Here is a 23,539-nt window from a genome sequence, read left to right as displayed (position 1 = left end):
TGGAAGCGTCCCGAACGCTGGAGTGATTGCGGCCGAGAGGTTTCGATGTCCGGGTCCGGTTCATGCGCGGAGATTCGTCCGACGCCAGCCGTTGCCGGTCCGCGCCCTCGAACCCCCGGACCATCACCTGTTCGCCGAGCTCATCGGGCCCGCAGGGCAGTATTCATCCATCCGAGGAACAAACCGGTGTCCCCAGTCGGCGATGCGGCCACCACTACCCGGCAGGCGCGGTTCATCGGCTTCTTGCGATCGTCGGACCGAGGCACTGCTCACTCTCCGCCGACAGGCCGCGCATCGATCGGTGTGGTCCTGGCCGCAACCGGTCGACAGCACCTGCCCGACAAATTGCGCGATGACGGCCTCGCGAGAGACACTTTTCCCGGACCGACTACCAGCAGTCACCGAAACAACGGCGAAGAGGGCTCTTCCGGGGGATACCCTGAGCCCCACGGTGCTGGAAACTCATTCAAGAGTTCAACGAAGTTTGGGGTGCGGCGGTGGCCATGGCCGTTCTGGAGCATTCCCGGATCAACTGGCATCAGGTCGGTGCTGTCGGATCCCTGATCAGCCAGGTGATCATGGGATTGGCCGCCGTGAACGTCACGCCGGGGCTGCGTACGGGTGGGTACGTCTGGTACTTCGCGACCTTCGGTGGCATCGGCCTCGTCTACTGGGTGATCCGAAAGCGGCAGTCCCCGCTGTGGTGGTTCGTCTGGCCCGTTCTCGCGCTGGCAAGGATTATCGCCTTCGGCTATCTGGATCGTCCGGCTGCGCAGCTGGTCACCGGGCTGATCTCGGTCTTCTTCCTGTTCGCGGGGCTGACCCAACCCCAGGGCCGATCGTTGCTGCTCCTTCCGCTGGCTCTGGTTGGTCTGCGCGGCCTCATCGATCTGCCACTGAATCTCGCGCTGGTGCGGTTGAGCATCGCCGCGATCGTGTGGGCCATGGCCTCCGAACTGCCGGCCTACCTGCTGCGGGGCTTGGCCGCCCAGCAGGAGGCCTTGGCGGCCACCGCTGAAACGGATTCGCTCACCGGCGCCAGGAACAGGCGCGGCCTCGACGAGCTCCTGCACCGCCTCCAGGGTCGGGCCTACCTGGTCATCGTCGATCTCGACGACTTCAAGCACTACAACGACACGCACGGACATCTGGCCGGAGACGACGTGCTGATCGATTTCACGTCGATGCTGCACCGGGAGAGCAGGCGCGAGGACATCGTGATCCGCTACGGCGGCGAGGAGTTCCTCGCCGTTCTGCAGGATGTCGACCAGGAACTCGCCGAGCGGATCGTCGCCAGGTGGGCCAAGGCCTGGCATCTGCATCCGTCCGGCATCACGTTCAGTGCCGGCCTGACCGATCTTCTAGGCGAGGACGCCCTGCGTCGCGCGGACACCGCTCTCTATGCCGCCAAGGCGGCTGGTCGGGACCGCACGGTGGTTTCGCTGGCCGGAGCCGGCCAGGCCGCCTGAATCTCGGTGGACCGCACCGGTGAATCTCGAGAGGTAGGTCCCACCGTGCTGCGCTCGTCCAAGCCGACGGAACGCTGGCGGAACCACCACTCGACGATCCGTGTCAGAATTCGACCAGTCCGGGAGCCACGGACGTACCCGACGAGCACCATGTGGATCACCCACGGATCCGGGTCGGCCTGTGGCGGCGCACGATGGAGTTCGGAGTGGAACGCGATGAGCCCGGCCCGTCCGATGAACGTTCTCCCGACGGCGGTGTCGAGTCGACCAACTCACCGACTCTGAGCGAGCGCGCCGCTTCGGAGGATGCGATCTCGCCTCGAGTCTCGTGTCCCTGTCACACTTGTCAGCCGGGTGGAACAAGATCGAGGAACTACTGGTCCGAGTGGCCGGGTACGCCGTGCAGGCCATCCCCGGTGCTGACGGGGCCGGGCTGACCCTGTCGGAGCAGGGACGACCTGACATCTTCGGGTAATCGGCTGATTTCGTCCGCGAGATCGACGACATCCAGTACCGGCTGGTCGAAGGACCGTGCGTCAGTGCAGCGGCAACCGGCACGGCGATGCGCTCCGGGCCGCTCGGTGGCGACTCACGGTGGCCGAGATTCGGCCCGCAGGCAGGGCGCCTCGGCGTCCACAGCGTGCTGTCGTTGCCGATGCAGACCCCTTCCGGCGTGGTGGGAGCGATGAACATCTATGCCCAAGCCAGGGACGTCTTCGATGCCCGGGCGGAACAACTGGGCCAGGTCTGCGCGGTCCCAGCGGCCATCACGGTCCACAACGCGCAGATCCTGGATCAGACCGGCCGGCTCTCGCGGAATCTGCAGGCTGCACTGGCGAGCCGTCCGGTGATCGACCAGGCCATCGGCATCCCGCGAAGCAGGACCGGGGCCAGCACGGACGATGCCTTCGAGCGACTTCGGTCGATCAGTCAGACCGAGCACCTGAAGCTGGTGGTGGTGGTGGCGACCCGGATCGTCGAGCAGGCAGTCCTCCGGGCACCTGGTCGGCCGCTCGTCGATGCGAATCCCGTTGCAGGTCAGCGGATCTGTCCCGCTGGGGCACCTCACCTTCTACGCCTCGCTCCCCCGCGCGTTCCACAGCCTGGCCGACCAGGCCCACCTGTCCACGAACTTCCCGGACAGGTGCTGCTGGAGCGCCCGCCTCTCCCGGCCGACGCAACGGGCGGGCCGGGAGGCGCCCGTCTCCTCGCCGACGGACGGACCGTCGACCAGGCCATCGGGGTCCTGATCGCGCGTGGGCACCATCCTGACGACGCCATGGCCGTTCTCGGGTCGGACGCCGCGGTCAGGGAGGAATCGATCATCGCCGCGGCCGATCGGCTGCTCGCCAGTCCGGCGCCCGCGACCGATGGTTCGTCCTGAGGTGCGATTCCGGTCGGGACAGCAGCAGGCGGTGAGTTCACTGCCATCTCCGGCAGCGCGTAGGCTCCGTGACACGGACGGATCATGAAGGGCGGCGGGGTTTGTCAGAGTTTCGCGTGCTGATGGTCTGCACCGCCAACTACTGCCGTTCCCCCATCGCCGAGCAACTGCTGGCGTCCGCCACCCGCACTCTGTTCGGAATCTCCGACACCTGGAAGATCGAATCAGCGGGCACCGACGCCTCCACAGTGCGTCCCATCCACGAGTTCTCCGCGCAGGTTCTCATCAACCGCGAAGCGTTCGTCGACGGCCATCGGAGTCGGGAGATCGACCCGGGCATGCTGCGGAACACCGATCTGATCCTCACCGCAGCGCGTGAACACCGGTCGGCGGTGGTGCGAATGCTTCCGGCCGCCATCGGGCGAACCTTCACCATGCTGCAGTTCGCGAGGCTGGCCGGCATCGTCGATCCGATCCGATCCGCCGACGCCGGAGAGCTCGGCCGGAGGCTGCTGACCGAGGCGAAAGCAGCCAGATCACGATTGCAACCGGTGCCACCCGAAGATGACGACCTGCCTGATCCGATGGGACGGCCACTCGCCGACTTCGAAGCCTGCGCATCGACGCTGGACGCCGTGGTGGCGTCGGTCCTCCGGCCGCTCCGACTGGAACCGGTGCCGGCGACGCCCCCACGCTGACGACCGCAGCAATCCATTGAAACCATGGATCTAGAGCTATTCCCTGTGATAATCTCAACCTCTTATCGCACACTGTGTTCCGAGTAGAACCGTCGATCATAGCTAGCATTTTAAATGACTTCAGATGGCTCGCCGCGCAGCAGCTCTGGCGATGCCCTTGCAACACAGCATCATCCAACCACCGGTAGTCGTCGAACCCGTCATCCACCGGATCCCGATTGACAGGGCGGCTCCTCATGATCGATCCCCACGGACAACCAGTCACCGTCGAGCAGGTCATCGCCACGGTGAAGGCGCAACAGTCCGGGGTACAGGTCAGACGGCAGGCGCATGATGCACCGATCGACGTCCTCCGCCAGACGCTGCGCCGTGAAGCCTCACTGAAGCGCATCGAGGTGACCGTCGACCACGTCGATGACAACGTGCTCCTCATCATCCCTGCGGTCCGGGTTCCGACTCTCTCGGACGTCCACGCGGCAATGGACATCCCGACCGGCTTCTGACGAGATCAGCGAACGAGCCGGTCCCCTTCGTACGGATCCGGGACCCTCGGAGTCGGCACGAGCTCACAGGCACCGACCCGTTCACGAACGTGATGGTTGAGCAGGCCGTCGATGGCGAGGCTTGACATGGGCCGGCCGAAGTAGAACCCCTGGCTGGAATCGCAACCCAGACGGGTGACTGCCTCGTGCTGCTCCGCCGTCTCCACGGGCTCCGCGATGACCGTCATGCCGAGACCATGAGCCAGCCCGACCACTGCACCCGCGATGGCCTTGCTGGTCGGACTGCGGTTGAGAACGACCACGAAGGACTGGTCGATCTTGATGATGTCCACCGGGAACCGCTTGAAATAGTTGAGGGACGAGAAGCCGGTCCCGAAGTCGTCCAAGGCCAGTTTGACCCCGAGATCGCGAAGACGTCCGAGCGAGGGCAGGGCGTACTCGCTGTCCCGCAGGAAGACGCTTTCGGTGATCTCGAGCGTCAACAGATCCGGAGACGCGTCGCTCCCGTTCAAGACCTCGGCGACCACGTCGGCAAAGCCCTTCGACATGATCTGGTGGGCGGATACGTTGACCGCGATCGCCAGATCGGTCACCCCGTCGTGGCCGCGCCACGGCTTCCGGTCGTGCCAGGCTCGGCTGAGCACCCATCCACCGATGTCGTTGATGAGATCCGACTTCTCCGCCAGCGGAATCAGTCTCACCGGCGGCACCTCGCCTCGCAACGGATGCGACCAGCGGACGAGCGCCTCGAACCCGGTCATGCCGCCGTCCTCGGTGGCGACGATCGGCTGGTACTCGTTGCGCAGTTCGTCTCGTTCGATCGCAAGGTGGAGGTCACGTTCCATCCCGGTCGCCGGAGCCACCAGATGCTGGAGTCGCTCACTGAAGACCTGGTGGCGATCCCCGCCCTCACGTTTCGCCTGATACATCGCCACATCGGCCTCGTGCAGCATGTGCTCCGGGGTGTACTCCCCGTGCTCGGCGTAGGCCAACCCGATGCTGGCGGTGACATCGTTGTCGACCGACCCGAGATGGAATGGGCTCCCGAGGGCGCCGAGCAGACGGTTGCCGATGATGGCGGCCTGAGCCGGATCGTCGAGATCCTCGCACACCACCACGAACTCGTCCCCGGACAGCCGGGACCGCGTGTCCCCCGGACGGACCAGGCCGGCCAACCTCTTGCCCACTGCCACCAGTAGCTGGTCGCCGGTCCGGTGGCCATAGGTGTCGTTGACCGCTTTGAGCCGGTCGAGATCCATGAACAGCACAGCCACCGTCTTCCCGGACCGTCGGCTGCGCTGGAAGGCCGACTCCAGCCGGCCGACCAACAACTCCCGATTCGGCAGACCGGTCAGCCCGTCGTGCAGCGACTCCTCCCGGGTGCGGCGCCAGGCGTCGCGAAGTTCCTCGCGCGTCTGGGCGTTGAGCAGATAGGCCGCGGCGATGTCGGCCAGGGTCTGAGCCGCACGCAAGGCGTCGTCGGACAATTCGCCGGCTGCATTGTGATAGAGGTCGAGAGCCCCGAGTTGTTGCGCTCCGTGCCGGAGCGGGAAGCTGAAGACCGCGGCGACTCCGGCCGACCACGCGTGCGCCGTGTACCGGGGGAATCGCCGTTCCTTCGCAAGATCCGGGATCAGTACCGCTTCGCCGGATTCGTGGGCCAGCAGGCAGGGTCCCTCGCCGAGCTGGGCCTGGAGCTGCTCGTACCCGAAGGCCGATTCGTCCGACGCCGACAGGTAACGCGGCTGGTAGTCCTCCGAGATGATCGTCACCCCGGCCGCCGTGATCGGAAGCATGTCCACTATCCGGCGGACGAGGTGGTCCAGGATGGGGAAGTTCGTCGCCATCGTCCGGGCGAACTCGGACAGGACGTCCGGCAGCTTCTGTTCGAAGGGCAACATCACTGCCGCCCCCTGACGCAGGTGGAGCGCGGGGCAACGGGATTCATCGTGACCATGTCCAGCCGGACTGGAGACTCTCGGGGCTCTTGGCGGCGAATCGTGTCGAGGCGGTGCGGCCGAAGGGCGGCGTCCACCGGTCCAGGCCGGCTGTCGGGACCAGCAACCATCACATTACTCACCGCAACCGGGCGTCGGTCGGCTCTTTCGGGTGGATGGCGTGTCGGGCGCGTCGCGTTTCCGGGTTGGTCCGGCTCAGCGACCGGCGGCGATCACCTCGGACAAGGGCAGCCGTTCGCTCCGCATCGGAGTACCGGACTCGTGGGAGAGCCGCAGGACGAGCATCGGAGCCTCACCGCCGTGCAGTCCGGCGAGACGCACGAACGAGTCACGCAGTACACCGAGTTCGGCAGCGAAGGGCACGGACAGAGTTTCCAGGTCTGCCCGATCGCGCGCATACAGGAACACCGGCGAGACCGGCTGCACACCGAGTCCCATCCGCTCGGCCGCGATCCATACTCTCTCCACCGCTGACCCGCCGCGGAGGTAGTCGAGCGACTTGTCCCCGTCCATGGTGACGACGGCCAGCGCGGAAGACGCGTTGACGCGGTCCCTGGTGTTGTCTCCCAACGCCTGTCCCCCCTCCCAGTCGGCCAGATGGGCCATCACCTCGGGGCGGGCTGCGACCTCCAGCTTGGCCACGTCGGCGGCGTCGAGACCCAGGGTCCTGACGTCGATCCCCAGGTCGAGACGATCACGGCCCGGCCACTTCAGCTCGGACATCATCTGACCGTGCAGCAGCGGGGTGAGGTATCGGATCCGATCGGACTCGGCGAGCACGTCGGCCACCAGCCCGAGCCGATCAGCATCGTCGACGAGCACCAACCGCGCGCCGCCGGCACGGGCCGCCCGCTCCAGGTCGGCTCGGACAACCGCGTCCAACGACCGCCTCGTGCCCAGGTTCCGGTTCGAGATCCGTCGAACCATGGCCGGATAAAGCTGCGCCAGCTCCGGATCCGCGCCCTCCCGCAGGCGGATCTGCAGTGCGAGGTCGTCGATCTCGTCCGACGGCAGTGGGTCGAGCACCGCTCGATAGCCGTGCCTCGCCGCGGCCACCTCGGCGTTGAACCCCGCCGCACCGATGGCGACGTAACTTCCCCGGAATTGCACGTCCATCGCGGAGGTGCGTTCACGGACCAGGAACACCCGCACGCCGTGCGGGTCGGTGGCAACCGACCAGGGCTGGATGTTGCCCCCGGACGGCGCAAGCCGGATGCCATGCAACAGCGCGTCGAACAAGTCGTCCGGAATCTCCTGTGTCAGGTCGGGGCCCGGTGTGGGGTCGGAGCCGACCGTGGGGTCGGAGCCGACCGATGGATCGAATCCAGCCGGGATCGCAGCTCCGCCAGTCGATGTGGCGCCAAGCGTTTCCAGCACGTGGTCGAGATCCACGCGGACCCGTCCGGACGGCAGCGACTGCCCCCGTCCCCACCGACGCACCGCGGACGCGACGGTCGCAGCACCCAGCTGGACGTCGCTGCCGAGTTGGGGCCAACTGGAGACGGTGCGGTCGATCTCCACCATCGACGCCGCCATTCGGGACGACAGCTTCGAGGCCTGCAGGATTCTCATCACATGGGGCGCCTTGTCCCGGGTGGCGAGACCCGAGAGTGCGGCCGGTTCGATGTCACCAAGAAGTCCGTGGAACAGCGGGCGATCCGGATCCTGGTCGAATCGCTCGACATCGAAGAGTCCGCGGTCGCTCGTCTCCATGAGAACCGGAAGCCCGCGGCTCCTCGCCTCCTGTCGTATCCTGACCTTCATGTCGAGGGAATCACATTCCTCGACCACCAGGTCCAGCCCGTCGAAGAATTCCGATATCGATTCCTCGGTCAGGCCACCCGGAAAGATCTCCACCGCCAGATACGGATTAAGCTCTGCAATTCGACGGGCAGCCACCACACTCTTGTTCACCCCGAGGTCCAAGACGGTGGCCGGAATTCTATTGAGATTGCTCAGTTCAACCGTGTCGAAATCGGCCAGACGAAGACCACCGCACAGTCCCTCCAGAGCCAGTGTGTGAGCAATGGCGTGTCCGACGCTGAGGCCGACGACACCGATACGTTTGTCAGCGAGATTTTTCTGCTCGACAGCCGTGATCTTGTTTCGATTCCGATCCAGCCTGAGCCGATCGAAGATGCCCGGACCGGGCAGCAGGACGAGAGCACGCCGCCACGGGTAGTAGACCCAACGACCGTCCTCCGCCAATTCGGCCGGCGAGAGCGCCGGGAGCAGGTCGATGAGCTCGCGGCGCCAGGCCGCCGACGTGTCCATCACCTCGACACCGGGCGCGGACATGAGTTCCGACAGTGCCTTCTCGTCACCCGACTCCGGCAGGATCACCGGTCGGTACGACTCGACCGTCGCCACGGCCGGGATCAAGACGCCACCGACGCTGCGGCGAAGGAGCGGCCGGCCAACTGCGCACGCTCGCTCATGATCAGCGGGAGTTGTTCGGGGACGGCCAGATCCGCGAAGGTCTCGCGGTCCCACCACATCAGTACGGTCTGGTAGTCCGGCGTCGGGTACGCGACCGCCACGACGCCAGGACTCACCACGCCACCGGTCGTGCGCCAGCGCGGAACCGCGTGCTGCGCCACGGTACCCATCGCATGGCGGACGCCCATCAATTCCATCGCGTGGACGAAAATTCTGGCCAGACCGTTGGTCAGGTCGTGGCGCTTCGGGGCATGGTCGTCGACCCAACCGGTCTTCATCTCGATCACCCCGTCGGCCAGGCGCACCTCGATCTCTCCCCGGAGCTGCTCGGTGCCGGGTCGGCCTGCCCATTCGACGAGGGCGTGCGCCTCGTCCGCCGCGGAATATCTCCCCTGTACGCGCATCCCACCGGCCACCCGTCCGGCCGGATCGATGGCGGCGAAGAAGAGAGCGGTGGAATGCCCGTCGACGACCGATTCGTATTCGAGAACGCTCTCGACGCCGTGGGCGGCATAGCTGGCCATCGCGCCGTCCAGATAGGTGGTCCACAGATCGGGTGCATCCGCCGGTCGTGCGACGACGAAAAGATGCCCAGACGACAGGTCCCGGTACTGCGCGACAAAACGCCCGGAAGGGACGAATGGGAACGATGTCATCGCGCAATCCGGGGCCATACCCTGATATTAGGTACGACCTGTGAATTCAAGTTGGTCGAGACCTATCGCGACGGTCACAAAGAGTAAGCTCTACTCGATCTCGTGAACCCCAGGCCTCCTCCGAACAGCTCGATCCGTCGTTGCGAGTAGCGCTTTTCTCCCAGTTCACTCTTTCGAGGATCTGGATCGCGGATCTCCGTTTCGAACATCGCGGCCAGTCATCACCCGAACCGGCGATGGGGTCGACCGCCCTCGAGCCTCGGCTGCGCAGCGCGGAATCGTCGGACACGGAACGAGCCGGACAGACCCCCCGGCCTGCTACCGCCCGGGAAGGACGGGCCGGGGATGCCCCGGGGGGGATTGGGTGGTCGCCGCCGGGTCGGCTCTGAATAGGATGGCAGGGTCGAGCTCGGATCACGCGAGACGCACCCGCTACCCAACCGTTCAGGAGGAAGCTGTGGAGCCTGGCTTCCCCGTCCATGTGTGGTGGGACGACGAGCACGGAATCGCCCGGAACGACTGGGAAGCAGGTTCGATCTGCAGCCTGGCGGAGGCGAGGAAGGTGACATCAGCGGTCGCGGCCTTCGGCCGTGGTCCGGTTCCGGTGCTGGTCGACATGCGGTACCTCCGGAAGGCCGAGAGAGAAGCGCGGGAGCACTTCACCAGTGAAGATGCGCAGGCCACCGCGGTAGCACTGCTGGTCAGTTCCGCCGTCAGCAAAGTAGTCGCAAACTTCATCATCGGTTTGCAACGGATGCCTGTTCCCACCCGGATGTTCACCGACGAGGGTGCTGCAACCGGTTGGCTGTCCGCCTACCGTGCCTGAAACCACCGTGACCGGACGGATCGATGCCGTGGTGGAGCTGCTCACCCGACTGGCCGCGGGCGAACTGGACGCCAGGGGTATCCCGTCGAAGACCGACGACGAGATCGATGCCGTCATCGTCGGAGTCAACATGCTGGCCGAGGAGTTGCAGGCCAGTCACGACGAACTCGAGGGCCGCGTGCACGCCCGGACGCTGGAACTCCAGGAGCTCAACCACGACATCACCCGGCTGACCAAGCTGGGAAACGTCCTACAGGCCTGCGACAACGTCGACGAGGCCTTCGCTGCTCTCGGTGAATCCCTGGGAGAGCTGTTCCAGGGGATGTCCGGATCCCTCCACCTGTTTCGCTCCTCACGAAATGTCCTGGAGCTCAAGGTGAGTTGGGGGCAGGGTAAGGACGACCGCCCGCTCGCGCCATCGGACTGCTGGGGTCTTCGTCGAGGTCAGCAACATCTGGCGGAGGGCGATCACCCGGCGCTGCTCTGCCAGCACGTCCGGCGGAGAACAGGGACGTCGATCTGCATCCCGATGTCCGCCCACGGCGAGATCAGCGGTCTGCTGCAAGTGATGGACCGCACCTGTGAACCGGGCAGCCCGCTGCCGCCGGTGCCGCTGACGCCGGCCAAGCAGAGCCTCGCGCTGGCGGTGAGCGAACAGGCAGCGCTGGCGCTGGCCAACCTGGAGCTGCGCGACAAACTGCGGCTCCAGGCCCTTCGAGACCCGCTGACCGGTCTGCTGAACCGACGGTTCGTCGAGGAGTGGCTCGATCGGGAGGTCGCGCGGACCGACCAGTCCGGTCGGTCCTTCGGCGTCATCATGGCCGACATCGATCATTTCAAGCAGATCAACGACCTGCACGGCCACGACGCGGGAGACCAGATCCTGAAGGCGGTGGGCGACGCCATCCGCAGTTCGCTGCGACCGAGTGACCTGCCCTGTCGCTACGGCGGGGAGGAGTTCCTGCTGATGCTGGCGGACGTGGACGGCAGCATCCTGGCTGCCCGCGCAGAGCAGGTGCGCAGTCGGGTCGCGGCCCTGCGGATCGACCACCGGGGCAGTCCGCTCCCTGGCGTGACCCTGTCGGCCGGCATTGCCCTCTATCCGCAACACGGGACCGATGGAACCGCCGTCATCGATGCTGCCGATGTGGCGCTGTACGTGGCCAAGAACAATGGCCGCAACCAGATCTGCGTCGCGACCGGATCAGCGGACCGCTGATTCCTGCGCACTGTCCCATGTGGCATCCCGTGCCCTCTGCTTGGACGAATACATCGCTCGGTCCGCCGCCTGCACCGCGTGTTCGCTGTCCTCACCGGGAATGGCACATAGAACCCCACAATTCCGGTCACGGTGACGTCCGAACCACGCACGAAATGCGGCACGGCGACCTTTCCGAATTCCACCAATCGTGCCACCCGCTGGGGATCCACTGCCCTGGCGGCCGTATCGACCACGCAGATCGTCCCGACGACCAGTGATTCCCGACCCTTCAGCGGGACTCCCACGTAGGCTCCGACCTCGCAGAGCGACTCGACGCGCGGGATGGCGTCCATCCGTGACAGCCCGAGCGACCCCAGGTCAAGCACACCATGCTATGTATAACGATCGATCCAGTCCGGGCACCAGCGACCCGGTGGGTCTGCCCGATGCGTGGAGGTCCGGGGACCTTCGACCCTGTCGGCACCGTGGGCCGGACGACGACCATGGGGGAACCCACCTCACCACCCTTGGAGTCTTCCAGTGACCAGCCACTCCGTGACAGATCTCCAGCCGGCCGACCAGCCGGTCCACCCACGTCTCTCGGCGGTGGAGCTCGAGCTCATCGACCGATACTGGCGAGCCGCCAACTACCTCTCGGTCGGCCAGATCTACCTGCTCGACAATCCGCTGCTCCGCGAACCGCTGCTGGCCGAGCACGTCAAACCGCGGCTACTCGGACATTGGGGAACGACACCCGGCCTCAATCTGCTGTACGCCCACCTGAACCGTGTCATCAAGGAACGGGACCTCAACGCGCTCTACGTGACCGGTCCCGGTCACGGCGGGCCGGGGCTGGTGGCCAACGCCTATCTGGACGGCACCTACACCGAGGTCTATCCACGGATCGGCCGCGACGAGGACGGTATCCGCGCGCTGTTCCGGCAGTTCTCCTTCCCGGGCGGCATCCCCAGCCATGTGGCGCCGGAAACTCCCGGATCCATCCACGAGGGTGGGGAACTGGGCTATTCGCTGGTCCACGCCTTCGGTGCAGCCTTCGACAACCCCGACCTCCTGGTGATGTGCGTAGTCGGTGACGGCGAGGCCGAGACCGGCCCGCTGGCCGCGAGTTGGCACTCCAACAAGTTCCTCAACCCGGTGACCGACGGTGCCGTCCTGCCCGTGCTGCACCTCAACGGATACAAGATCGCCAATCCCACGGTGCTGGCCCGCATCCCGGAAGCCGAGCTGGCCGACCTGATGCGCGGCTACGGCTACGCCCCGCACTTCGTCGGCGGGTCCGATCCGGCGGCCGTCCACCAGGAGTTGGCGGCCACGTTGGACCGCGTGCTGGACGACATCGCCACCATCCAGCAGCAGGCGCGCTTCAACCCCGGATCGACCGAGAAGGCCGCCCCATGGCCGATGATTGTTTTGCGCACGCCCAAGGGCTGGACCGGCCCGAAGATCGTCGACGGCGTGCAGGTGGAGGGCACCTTCCGCTCGCATCAGGTGCCGCTGGCCGAGACACGCACCAATGCCGGCCACCGTGCGCAGCTCGAGGAATGGATGCGCAGCTACCGCCCGGAGGAACTGTTCGACGCTACCGGCGCGCTGATGCCGGAACTGCAGGAGCTGGCTCCGCAGGGACCACGGCGGATGAGCGCCAATCCCCATGCGAACGGTGGACTCCTGCTGCGCGACCTGCTGATGCCCGACTTCCGGGACTACGCGGTGACTGTGGACCGGCCGGCCCACGATTCCAGCGCCGCCACCGCTGTCCTCGGCGAGTTCCTGCGCGATGTCGTGGTGAAGAACCCGGACCGTTTCCGGATCATGGGTCCGGACGAGACCGCATCGAACCGTCTGCAGGCCGTCTTCCAGGCCACCGACCGCGCCTGGGATGCCCAGAGGCTCGATGGGGACGACCATCTCGCGCCGGACGGCCGTGTGATGGAGGTGCTCTCCGAGCACCTGTGCGAGGGGTGGCTGGAGGGCTACCTGCTGACCGGCCGTCATGGCCTCTTCAATTGCTACGAGGCCTTCATCCACCTCATCGACTCGATGTTCAACCAGCACGCCAAGTGGCTCAAGACCACGCGGACCATCCCCTGGCGGGCTCCGATCGCCTCGCTGAACTACCTGCTCTCCTCGCACGTCTGGCGGCAGGACCACAACGGTCTCTCGCACCAGGATCCCGGTTTCATCGATCACGTGGTGAACAAGAAGTCCGAGGTCGTCCGGGTCTATCTCCCGCCGGACACCAACACCCTGTTGTCGGTGGCCGATCACTGCCTGCGCAGCCGGCACTACGTCAACGTCATCGTCGCCGGCAAGAATCCCGAGCTGACCTACCTGACGATGGAAGAGGCGATCGCCCACTGCACCCGCGGGCTCGGAATCTGGCCGTGGGCCGGGAACACCGACGGAGAGCCGGATGTCGTGCTGGCCTGTGCCGGTGACGTGCCGACCCTGGAAGCCGTTGCTGCGGCGCACATCCTGCGGGAGGTCCTGCCGGACCTCAAGGTGCGGTTGGTGAACGTGGTCGACCTGATGCGGCTCGAGCCCGAGACCGAACACCCACACGGGCTGTCCGACCTGGACTTCGACGCGCTGTTCACCTCGGACAAGCCGGTGATCTTCGCCTACCACGGATACCCGTCGCTGATCCACCGGCTCACGTACCGTCGCAACAACCACCCCAACATGCATGTGCGGGGATACAAGGAGGAGGGCACCACCACCACGCCGTTCGACATGGTGATGCTGAACGATCTCGACCGGTTCCGCCTGGTGATGGACGTGATCGACCGGGTGCCGTCGCTCGGCAGCCGCGCGGCCGTCGTGCGTCAGCAGATGGTCGACACCCGCCTTGCCGCCAGGGCCTACACCCGCGAGCACGGCGAGGACGACCCGGCCATCTCCGGCTGGACCTGGCCCGCCCGCCCTTGACCCCCTGACCCGCCCGGACCGCCGGCCCGCCTGACCCGCCCCGCACACCCACCAGTCGCGCTTATCAACTTCCTCCGCGCTCATGATCGGGTCGATTTCTGCCCCAACCGTCACAAATCAGCCACGTTCATGAGCGCCGTCGAAGTTGATAAGCGCGGCGGGGCCACTCGGGAGCAGGTGAGGGTGGGGTTGGCCCAGTCGGCGTGGTCGTTGCCGTTGCCGTCACCGCCGTCACCCACGACCAGTTCCATCACCTGGCCGCCGGTCACCGGCACGTCGAGGACGGCAGTCGCCCCGCCACCCTTGAGCACCGGTGTCGTGGTCAGCACCTTGCCGTCGAGGACGACCGAGAACGTGACGGTGGCAGCGCCGCCGACCTCGTCGTCCACGCCGACCGTTGCGGTGAAGCGGGAACATCCCCCGGCCAGGTAGATCTGGACATCGCTCGGCGAGTTGGTGCCGAGACCCTTGGCATAGACGGTGCCCCGCATCGTGATCGGCTTGCCGTCACCGGCCTTGTTCTCGCCATTGCTCTCGTCACGCTCGACCGGGCCCCAGCCATTGGTGGCGGAGAGGAACGGCAGATCGCTCACCTGGTCGGTACCGGCGGGCGGAGGCGCCGGGATCGAGCCCACGATCCGCTCGTCGCGCAGAGCCAGTGATCTCCCGCCCTGCACCAGACGGGCGGTGACGACCAGGGCATTGACCGCCGGCACCATCGCGGGTGCGGTCACCGTCCAGGTGAACTTCGCCGTCGCCCCGCCGTTGATCTTCGCCACGCTGGTCGGGTTGGACCGTGGGCTCACCGTCCAGCCGTCCGGCACCGCCAGGGATGCGGTGACACCCTGCGCCGCCGGCTTGCCCTTCGGAACCGCCACCGTTGCGGTCGCCACAAACTGTTGCCCAGCGCTCACCGTGGACGGAACCTGCAGCGCCACCGAGGATGTCGGCGCCGTCGGCATCGCATACACACTCCTGACGTAGCGCGTGGCCACGTTCTGCGCCACGGTCAGGGAGGACGTGTAGGTGCCGTAGTTCGTCAGGGCCACCGTCCCGAGCCCGCCGGAGGACCCGTCGAGGTTCCAGACCGCGATGACGATGTCGTTCTTGCCGTTGGGATTCAGCACCCCGTTGGGGACGGGGAAGCTGTGCTGCGGGCCGACGTAGTTGACGTAGTTGCCCATCTGCCAGCCGTTGACGAAGATCTCCGCCCGGTACTGCCTGGACGGGTCGTCGGCGATGGTCAACCCGAGCGAGGTGTCCTGTCCCTTCGGCAGATTCAACGTCACGTCGCTCTGGTACCAGGACACTCCCGGTGTCTTGTCGATCGTCGGCAGCTTCACCGATTTCCAGCCCGCGGTCGGATACCCGGGCAGGGTGTAACCCGCACGCTCGCCGTAGAGCCCGCCCGTGTTCAGCGGTCCACGGACGGTGTCGACGATGTCCTCGCCCCCGCGATCACCCTGGAGTCGCCAGGTGATGTTGTTCAACGGCGAACCGACGAGGGTGGCCGCCGTCAGGCCTCGGGCCGCCTTGTTACCGCTGGAGGAGTTGTAGTCCTCTTCGTGCCCCATGTTGACCGTCAGGACCGAGATGACGTTGTCGCCCCTGGCTTTGAGCGTTCCCGCCGGAAAGGTGTAGGTCTTCTGCCCGTCGGCGGTGGAACTGCCGAGGAATACGCCGTTGAGCCAGACTGAGGACGCGGCCGCACCGCCGCCGCTCTGCGCGGACAACGTAACGCCGGTTTCCTTGCCGGTGGAGGCGAAACGTCCGCGGTACCAGGTGTTCCCGGTGTGAAAGCCGTAGTCGTCGGCGAACAGCACCGGCAACGTCCCCGGCGTGGTGATGCTGTTGGAGGTCGTCTTGTCCGCGACCTGCCAGGTCGAGTCGTCGAAACCGACTGCTGCCTCGGGTGATTCGGCGATCTTCTTCCACTTCGTCAGAGCCGGCAGGGAGACCGCGGCAGCGATGCCGATGACGCCGACCCGGCTACCGGTCGAGCTCGTCTGGGTCTGTACCTTCTTCCCGTTCCAGGTCACCGAGGTGGCGCTGCTGAACACCTCCAGCGAGTTGTCGTCCTCGTTGTCGCCGGTCAGTGCGAGCGCTGTCCCGTTGCTGACGGCTCCGCGGAGCAGGTGCGTACCGCGCACCAGGACCGGACCTGCCGCGGTGTCCTGACGCCAGAACGTCTTTGCGGTATCGGTATCGGCCAGCAGGAGCAGCAGGGGCGCGGAACCCCCTCCACCGCCGCTGATCTGCACGCGGATCAATCCCGAGTGGGTGTAGTTGAGCCGGAGGTCTCCGGTGGCCGGGTCCCAGGTGGTGGTGACAGCTCCACCGGTGGCCGTGACGGTCGGTCGGTTCGCGTAGCGCAGCACCGTCTCACCGTCGGTTCCCTTGTCCCCGTAGAGCACTGCGACGTCGCGCTTGGCGATGGTCGCGTTCGTCATGATCTCGGATGTGGAGTACTGGAGCTGGTTGGTGCCCAGCCGGTAGTCGGCGACGATGATCTTCGAGTCGCGGCCGTTCAGCGTGATAGCGGTGCCCGGCTGCTGCGGGACCACCGGGTACGACGGCGCCGCTTGCGTCGCGATCGGCACGTCGATGGCGTCGACGGAGACGAACGTGCCGTTGGAGGCGGCGTTCTTCGCACCCGTCACCACGATCTTCAGGGTGTGCGCGCCGGCCGCCAGACCACTGGCCGCATAGAACACGGCCTGCGCCCCCCTGCCGTAGGTATCGACGGTCGACTTCTTGACGCCGTCGAGGTAGACGTCGGCCAGGCCATGGTTGTCCGCCTTGGGCCCGATCCACTGCACCGCGGTGCCGGTGAACGGAATCGTGACGCTGTCACCGGTGGTGTTGGAGAAGGTCTCGGTCTTGAGGTAGTCCCCCCCGGTGTAGGACTGGTTCGCGACGTGCGACCAGGTGCCGGCGTACTGCAACGCGGGATCGGCGTCGTCGAACGTGTAGGCAACGCCCGGCGTGGCCGAGAAGTCGATCGAGATGTGCGTCCTGTCCACCGTTGTCGACGTGGAGTCGCCGTGACGCAGTACGTGGAACTGGGTTCCGGTATCGGTGTTCTTGCGTGCGGTGTCGATGATGGCAGCCGAATCCGGTGGGGTCACGCGGATGGCATCGGTCTTGGTCAACGGCGCGACGGCCTGCGTGAAGTAGCCGATCAACTTGTCCTGGTAGTACTTCGGGTCCAGTTCGCGGGTTTCGCGGATGGCCGCACCGTAGTCGTAGGACGTGTAGTTCTCCGGCATCCCGAGCCAGCCCCAGTTGGTGCCGCCATAGGTCATGTAGAAGCTCTGCTCGGTCGCGCCCACCGCGATGTTCTGCTTGTAGAACACATTCGCGAACTGGTCGTTGATGAGCTGGGCGCACTTGTCGTAGCCCGGACCACCCCACGGATCGAAGGCACCGCCCTGGAACTCGGCCGTGCCCAACGGCTTTCCCGCCACGTGGTCGTAGCTGATGTCGGGGACACCGTTCCACTTGGTCGGATTGCTGCAGTTGAAACCCTGCGGGTAGGAGTCCGCGGCGTCGACGTCCAACGCCGCGTCACCCGAGTTGAAGGTGCCGTTGTTGTTACCGACCAGCGGGACCGTGATGCCGTCGGCGGTCGCCTTGTTCTCCAGGTGCTTCATGTATGTTCGGCCGGCGGCGCTTCCGTTGTAGTACTCGTTCTCGACCTGGTACTCGATCACCGACCCGGTGCCGTTGGTGAGTTGGTGCCGCGCGATGATCCGATCGATCTGGGTCTGCCATTCATCGGAGTACTTCAAATACCCCGGATCACTGGTCCTGGTGCCCCCGGCGGTGGTGGAGAGCCAGCCGGGGAATCCGCCGCCGTCGACCTCGGCGTTGATGTACGGACCGGGGCGGGCGATCACGTAGATCCCGAGCTCATCGGCGATGTCGAGAAGCTTGTCGACGTCGCGGACGCCGGTGAAGTCGTAGACCCCGGGCGCCGACGAGTGGTAGCCCCAGTCGAAGTACAGCGAGGTGGCGTTGAAACCGGCCGCCTTCATCTTCTGCAGGATGTCGCGCCACAGGTCCTGGCTCGGCAGCCGGAAGTAGTGGAACTCCCCCGACCACAGATAGGTCCGCTTGCCGTCAACCATGAACGAGTAGCCGTCGTAGGTCACCGTGTGCACCGGCGCTGCGGCCGCGGAAACCGCAGCGACTGCCGGTGTCGCTGCGGCCGGCGGCGCGGCCGAGGCCATCGAACCATTGGCCAGCGCACCGCCGATCGCCAGCGTGGCTGCGGACAGGACGGCCAGGAAGCGCGACATTGCGCGTCGGTGCATCAGAACCCACCTTTGGGTGCGGTGACGATGGTCAGTGACAGGGACTGCAACCACCAGAGCTGTCCGACGACAGAGGGCTCAAAGCCGACTCAATCGGACAAATATCCCCAGTTCGTGAGCGTTAACATCATCAGAAGTAATCAGTTACGCCCAACTAAGGACCGTAGACTCACCGCTCGCAGACGCAAGGGTCCTCCAGGTAACGATTTGATCACGGTAGTCGGATCAGCAAACACCCCCGGTCGCTCGGGGGATCCCATCGACCGGGGGTGCGTGGTGGCTGATTCCCTCGGTCAGGTCTCGGGACCGATCGTCATCTCGTTGACGACCATCTCCAAGCCGGGGATGTAGTTGACCGCCCGGCAGGCCGCCTGCGCCTCGTGCTGCGAAGCCACCTGACCCGACAGGGTCAACGTGCGTTCGTGGACCGAGGCCTTCACCGAATCCGGAACGTCTGGCGCCATGGTCAATGCGTCGCCGGCGTGCCGGGCGATCTGCGTGTCGGTGGCCGCTGCCCATGGGCCACGGACGGTGATCTCCTGCGCGACCGCCACGATGCCGCGCACCTGAAGTGCTGATCGAGCGGCCAACAGGGTCTCCGGATAGGTCGCTACCTGCCCGCTGAGGGTCGCCGTACCGCCGGCCACCACCACCCGGATCTGTGCGCTGTTCACGCTCGGCGTCCATCGCAACTCGTCCGTCACGGCGTCCTGCAACTGCTGGTCTGTTCGCTGCGCGATTCCGCTCATCGATCGATACTGCCTCGTCCACCCGTCCCCGACCAGGGCACAAGGTCCTGACCATCGGACGACGGTGCTCGCGACGGCCGGCAAAGGACCTTGTGCCCTATCCGGACTTGGGCGGCGATGCCATGCTTCAGTGGACTATGCCTCGCCTGGGCCCCCGGCCGTGGCGCCACGATGACGACCGGAGGTGTGCGTGCCCGAAGGACAACTGCACATCGACGAGCTCCTCGAGCAGCTGGTCCGGCGAGCCGGCGAGGTCGTCGCAGCCCGGGATGGCCTCCGAAAACTACTGGCGGCCAACGGTTCCATCACCGGCGAGCTCTCACTGCCGTTGGTGTTGCGCCGCGTGGTGGAGGCGGCCTGCGACCTGACCGACGCCCGCTTCGGGGCCATCGGGGTGATCGGGTCGGACGGCACCCTCGAGCAGTTCATCCACGTCGGCATGGATCAGGCCGACGTCGACGCCATCGGCGCTCTGCCCAAGGGCAACGGTCTGCTCGGCACCCTCATCGCCCACCCGGAGCCGGTACGTCTGACCGACATCGGTGCCGACGAACGCTCCTCCGGGTTTCCGGCCCACCACCCACCGATGAACTCTTTCCTTGGCGTCCCGATCAAGCTGCGCGACGCCGTCTACGGCAACCTCTACCTCACCGAGAGCCGGATGGGTGCCTTCACCGAGGAGGACACGGAGCTGGCCGTCACGCTGGCCGGCACCGCTGCCATCGCGATCGAGAACGCGCGCCTCTACCGCGACAGCCAGCGCCGCCAGGATTGGCTCGAAGCCTCGACCGAGATCACCCGACGCCTGATGACCAGACCGGGCGAATCCGCTCTGCACGACATCGCGGACAAGGTCATGACGATGGCCGATGCCGACGTCGTGACCGTTGTCCTCCCAGTCGGTGACGGCGTCCGCCTTCGAATCGAGGTGGCGACCGGCGTCGGTGCCACGGAGCTGATCGGGCGGGTCTACGCCCAGGCGGACACCCTGTCGCAGGCGGCCATCGACAGCGGCCAACCCATCAGGATCACCACCGCGAACAACACGGAGGAGCTTCGGGTACACCTCTCCGATGTCGTCGAGGTCGGACCGGTGATCGCATTGCCGCTGACCGGTTCCGGGGCTCCGCGCGGGGCCATGCTGGCTGGTCGCCTGGTCGGGCGCCCTGCATTCTCACCAGCAGAACTCGACATGGCCGGGACCTTCGCCGGCCACGCCGCGATGGCGCTGGAACTCGCCGACGCCCGCCGCACGCAGGATCGTCTCACTCTGCTGGAGGATCGCGACCGGATCGCCCGCGACCTGCACGATCACGTCATCCAACGGCTGTTCGCCGCCGGCCTGACGGTGCAGAGTGTGCTATCGGGTCGGGTGGCAGACTCGAGCGACCGGCTGAACCGGGTGGTCACCGACATCGACGACACCATCCGGCAGATCCGGACCTCGATCTTCGCTCTGCAGACCCATCCGAGCGGCCAGACCACGGTGCGCGCCCAACTGCTGCGGACCGTCGACGAGGTATCGACGACGATGGATCCGGCGCCCCGGATCCGGTTCGCCGGGGCAATCGACACGATGGTCGGTCCTGAATTGGCCGAGGACCTACGGGCCGTCCTGCGCGAGGCATTGTCCAATGTCGCCCGCCACGCCTGCGCCCGCTCCGTGGAAGTCGATCTCGTGCTCGACCACGGGTGGTTGACCCTCGACGTCGTCGACGACGGCGTCGGTCCCGGAACGTCGGCCCGCAACAGCGGTCTGGCGAACATGCGTCATCGTGCCGAGCGGCGGGACGGACGGTTCACGCTGGAACCCGGACCGCAGCAAGGAACGCACCTGCAATGGAAGGTTCCCATCGAATGACTGCTCCCGACGACACCATCCGTGTCTTCCTGCTCGACGACCACGAGATCGTGCGACGCGGGATCGCCGACCTGCTGGGTGCCGAGGACGACCTCGAGATCGTCGGCGAGGCTGGAACGGCGGCCGAGGCCCTGGCCAGAATTCCGGCAGCCAGGCCCGATGTGGCCGTGCTGGACGCCCGGCTCCCCGATGGGAGCGGCATCGACGTCTGCCGCGACATCCGTTCCGCCCAACCACAGATCCAGTGCTTGATCCTGACCTCCTACGACGACGACGACGCGCTGTTCGCCGCGGTGATGGCCGGAGCAGCCGGCTACCTGCTGAAGGAGATCCGCGGTTCCTCACTGGTCGACGCCATCCGCCAGGTGTCGGCGGGCCGATCGCTGATGGATCCCAAGGTGACCGGCCGACTGCTCGCCCGCCTCCGCGACGGCGCTCCACACGACGAGCGCCTCGACGGGCTGACCCACCGGGATCGGGAGATCCTGGATCTGATCGCCGGTGGGTTGACGAACAGGCAGATCGGCGAGCAGTTGCACCTGGCCGAGAAAACGGTGAAGAACTACGTGTCAGCCCTGCTGGCCAAGTTGGGCATGCAGCGTCGGACGCAGGCCGCGGTCTTCGGCGCCGAGATCAATCGCTGAAGCCCGGCCGGATCCGCGGTGGAAACCGCTGATCCGGCCGGGCTTTTCGGTCGGTTCTGCTCATTCGACCCGGGTGGCCGGGTAGTCGTTCACCGCAGGACAGGGTGGGCGAGCACGACCTCGCGGCCGGTCCACCACTTGCCGAGGCCCCACGTGGACGCCGTACCGACGGCTGCCACCAGGATCAGCCCCAGGGCGAAGATCAGGTGGTAGTCGAGGAACGGGTTGGTGGAACCGGTGGCCACACCGGTCGAGCCGAAGTGGGCCGGCGGCCACTCGGCCGCCCACATCAGCACCAGGAGGATCGACCCGGAGAGCGCGGCGATCCGAAGGACGACGCCCAGTGCCAATGCCACTCCGACACCGAGCAGCGTCAGCATGAACAACCAGTCGATCACCGGATTACCGGCGATGCTCCGGAAGGTGGACTGCAACGGGCCGACCTCGACATGACCGAGGAAGCCCTTGGTCGGCGACCCTCCGCTGATCCACGACTTGGCGCTGGGGGTCGAGTATCCGAGGCCGAACGTCTTGTCGAGGAAGGGCCAGAGGAACAGGATCGCGAGGGCGAACCTGAACACGTCGGTCGCCATACCGGCGAATGATCGCCGTTGCACGACAACGGATGTCGAGATCTCGGTGGTGCCAGGGCGAGTGATGACGGCGCTCATGGTGATGCTCCTGATCTGCGCTGTCTGCCGGAGGACTGCCCGTGAGGGGTTCGGCGTCGGAACGCGTTGGGGGGTCGATGTCCACTTGATCATGGTCGATCGACCTCGGCCGCCGGCAGGGCAGAAGGTAGGCAGTGGGTCGGGACAACCCGCCCGCAAGTCCTGCGATGGAGTGACTTTCGACCCTGGGAAGCTGCCCCGTCGGGGCCTTGACTGATGGTCAGACCACCGATCCGGGTGGAATCGCCCACCCTGGCAGGAGCATTCGACATGAGCATTTCCGAAGATCGCCCGATCGTCGTCGGTATCGACGGTTCGACCAACAGTCTCGCGGCCCTTCGCTGGGCGCTGCGGGAGGGGGCGGCCGTCGGCGCCCCGGTCGAGGTCCTGCACTGCTGGACGGCACAGACGCTGCCGGACCTGGTCCTGGCGCCGGCCCACGAACTCAAGATCGCCTCGATCTGCATGCTGCACAACGAGGTAGAGGCTGCCGTCGCGGAGATGCCCGATCCACCGACGGTGACCGAAATCAGCCTCTCCGGAGATCCGGCGGGGCGATTGGTCGGTCGTTCCGCCCACGCGCGGTTGCTCGTCCTCGGGGTCCGTCAGACCACCGTCATGCGGGACCTGGCCCACGGTGCCATCGGCACTGTCTGCCGCAAGCAGGCCCGCTCGCCGGTGGTGACCGTCGATCGCGCCGGCTCGGTCAGCTGGCACCACCCGCTCCACCCCGAGCTGGTGTCCGGCTGACGACACCGCCCGTACGCGGCTGACCCGGCCGAGCCCGACTCCCCTGGTGAGAACCAGACGGAGCCGGGCTCCTTCCTGTCCCCTGCAACGTCACCCCTGTCCCCTGGAACGTCACCACCAACGCCTCTGGAGATCCGATGTCCACGAACGTGTCTGGAGATCCATTGGCCATCAACGCTTCCCCGGCCCTGCGAACTCACGCCGCCGGACCGGTGCCCCACGCAACAGTGCCGGCGATGTACCGGTCAGGCGATGACGTTCGACAGCTGCTGGAGGAGATCTCGACCGAACCGCCAGCCGACGCCACACGCCGACGCCAGGTCATCGACATCCTGGATGACCTGGCGGAGGAACTGATCGGGCGTGGGCAGGAGGGGGATCGAGCGTTGAGAGTGCAGATCCGGCGGATGCGGGAGGACCTGCCTCACGCTGCGCCGTTCATGGAGCCGGACCGACCGTGACGGG

18 protein-coding genes are annotated in these 23,539 nt (G+C 66.2%); 12 read left to right on the top strand and 6 right to left on the bottom strand.

Translation table 11 applies throughout. The features are described 5' to 3' along the window. Positions 1-503: 503 nt before the first annotated feature. The 5 genes from ABIB25_RS05205 to ABIB25_RS05185 all read left to right on the top strand — a co-directional run bounded on the left by ABIB25_RS05205 (position 504) and on the right by ABIB25_RS05185 (position 4,054). Entirely contained in the window at positions 504-1,469 is a 966-nt protein-coding gene (locus ABIB25_RS05205; RefSeq protein WP_354527554.1) for a GGDEF domain-containing protein, read from the top strand. Between the two features lie 328 nt (positions 1,470-1,797). Next, positions 1,798-1,944: a hypothetical protein gene (locus ABIB25_RS05200; RefSeq protein WP_354527351.1), complete on the top strand. Its 147-nt coding sequence runs from the start codon at positions 1,798-1,800 to the stop codon at positions 1,942-1,944. A 180-nt stretch (positions 1,945-2,124) separates the two neighbouring features. After that, positions 2,125-2,853 (top strand): ANTAR domain-containing protein, encoded by a 729-nt coding sequence (locus tag ABIB25_RS05195; protein ID WP_354527350.1) that lies wholly within the window; start codon positions 2,125-2,127, stop codon positions 2,851-2,853. Positions 2,854-2,954: 101 nt separating this feature from the next. Continuing rightward, positions 2,955-3,551 carry an arsenate reductase/protein-tyrosine-phosphatase family protein gene (locus ABIB25_RS05190; protein ID WP_354527349.1) on the top strand — a complete coding sequence of 199 codons (597 nt, stop codon included), beginning with the start codon at positions 2,955-2,957 and terminating at the stop codon, positions 3,549-3,551. Positions 3,552-3,787: 236 nt separating this feature from the next. Beyond that, positions 3,788-4,054 carry a hypothetical protein gene (locus ABIB25_RS05185; RefSeq protein WP_354527348.1) on the top strand — a complete coding sequence of 89 codons (267 nt, stop codon included), beginning with the start codon at positions 3,788-3,790 and terminating at the stop codon, positions 4,052-4,054. Between the two features lie 5 nt (positions 4,055-4,059). Here the strand turns inward: ABIB25_RS05185 and ABIB25_RS05180 are convergent, their stop codons facing one another. The 3 genes from ABIB25_RS05180 to ABIB25_RS05170 form a co-directional block, all read right to left on the bottom strand. Continuing rightward, the gene (locus tag ABIB25_RS05180; protein WP_354527347.1) at positions 4,060-5,955 is read right to left on the bottom strand and encodes a putative bifunctional diguanylate cyclase/phosphodiesterase; all 1,896 of its coding nucleotides are present in this window, start codon (positions 5,953-5,955) and stop codon (positions 4,060-4,062) included. A 252-nt stretch (positions 5,956-6,207) separates the two neighbouring features. Further along, positions 6,208-8,382 (bottom strand): Rv1355c family protein, encoded by a 2,175-nt coding sequence (locus ABIB25_RS05175; protein WP_354527346.1) that lies wholly within the window; start codon positions 8,380-8,382, stop codon positions 6,208-6,210. 8 nt (positions 8,383-8,390) lie between these two features. Beyond that, on the bottom strand, positions 8,391-9,107 hold the full coding sequence (locus ABIB25_RS05170) for a hypothetical protein (protein ID WP_354527345.1): 717 nt from the start codon (positions 9,105-9,107) through the stop codon (positions 8,391-8,393). 457 nt (positions 9,108-9,564) lie between these two features. On the opposite strand from ABIB25_RS05170, the gene ABIB25_RS05165 reads away from it, so the two are divergent. From ABIB25_RS05165 to ABIB25_RS05155, 3 genes are all read left to right on the top strand, one after another. Further along, positions 9,565-9,933 (top strand): DUF7793 family protein, encoded by a 369-nt coding sequence (locus ABIB25_RS05165; RefSeq protein WP_354527344.1) that lies wholly within the window; start codon positions 9,565-9,567, stop codon positions 9,931-9,933. Between the two features lie 7 nt (positions 9,934-9,940). Then, positions 9,941-11,152 carry a sensor domain-containing diguanylate cyclase gene (locus ABIB25_RS05160; RefSeq protein ID WP_354527343.1) on the top strand — a complete coding sequence of 404 codons (1,212 nt, stop codon included), beginning with the start codon at positions 9,941-9,943 and terminating at the stop codon, positions 11,150-11,152. A gap of 522 nt (positions 11,153-11,674) precedes the next feature. Next, positions 11,675-14,083, top strand: a complete 2,409-nt coding sequence (locus tag ABIB25_RS05155) for a phosphoketolase family protein (protein ID WP_502919747.1) — start codon at positions 11,675-11,677, stop codon at positions 14,081-14,083. Between the two features lie 110 nt (positions 14,084-14,193). On the opposite strand, the gene ABIB25_RS05150 is transcribed toward ABIB25_RS05155, so the two are convergent. Together ABIB25_RS05150 and ABIB25_RS05145 are read right to left on the bottom strand one after the other, a co-directional pair. Next, positions 14,194-18,399 (bottom strand): beta-galactosidase, encoded by a 4,206-nt coding sequence (locus ABIB25_RS05150; protein WP_354527342.1) that lies wholly within the window; start codon positions 18,397-18,399, stop codon positions 14,194-14,196. A gap of 293 nt (positions 18,400-18,692) precedes the next feature. Next, positions 18,693-19,148, bottom strand: coding sequence for a BON domain-containing protein (locus tag ABIB25_RS05145; RefSeq protein WP_354527341.1), 456 nt, complete (start codon positions 19,146-19,148; stop codon positions 18,693-18,695). Between the two features lie 190 nt (positions 19,149-19,338). On the opposite strand from ABIB25_RS05145, the gene ABIB25_RS05140 reads away from it, so the two are divergent. After that, complete coding sequence (locus ABIB25_RS05140) at positions 19,339-21,009, top strand: sensor histidine kinase (RefSeq protein WP_354527340.1); 1,671 nt, start codon at positions 19,339-19,341, stop codon at positions 21,007-21,009. Continuing rightward, a complete protein-coding gene (locus ABIB25_RS05135) occupies positions 21,006-21,653 on the top strand; it encodes a response regulator (RefSeq protein WP_354527339.1) in 648 nt (215 codons plus the stop codon). Before ABIB25_RS05140 ends, ABIB25_RS05135 begins: the two co-directional genes overlap by 4 nt. 89 nt (positions 21,654-21,742) lie before the next feature. Here the strand turns inward: ABIB25_RS05135 and ABIB25_RS05130 are convergent, their stop codons facing one another. Then, positions 21,743-22,324 carry a hypothetical protein gene (locus ABIB25_RS05130; RefSeq protein ID WP_354527338.1) on the bottom strand — a complete coding sequence of 194 codons (582 nt, stop codon included), beginning with the start codon at positions 22,322-22,324 and terminating at the stop codon, positions 21,743-21,745. 270 nt (positions 22,325-22,594) lie between these two features. On the opposite strand from ABIB25_RS05130, the gene ABIB25_RS05125 reads away from it, so the two are divergent. Together ABIB25_RS05125 and ABIB25_RS05120 are read left to right on the top strand one after the other, a co-directional pair. Continuing rightward, the gene (locus ABIB25_RS05125) at positions 22,595-23,074 is read left to right on the top strand and encodes a universal stress protein (RefSeq protein WP_354527337.1); all 480 of its coding nucleotides are present in this window, start codon (positions 22,595-22,597) and stop codon (positions 23,072-23,074) included. A 137-nt stretch (positions 23,075-23,211) separates the two neighbouring features. Then, positions 23,212-23,535 (top strand): hypothetical protein, encoded by a 324-nt coding sequence (locus ABIB25_RS05120; RefSeq protein ID WP_354527336.1) that lies wholly within the window; start codon positions 23,212-23,214, stop codon positions 23,533-23,535. The last annotated feature ends 4 nt before the right edge of the window (positions 23,536-23,539 follow it).

It is taken from the genome of Nakamurella sp. UYEF19, assembly GCF_040546275.1.
Lineage (GTDB): Bacteria > Actinomycetota > Actinomycetes > Mycobacteriales > Nakamurellaceae > Nakamurella.
The sequence above is the reverse complement of the archived record's forward strand: the minus strand, read 5'-3'. Positions and strand labels throughout refer to the sequence as shown.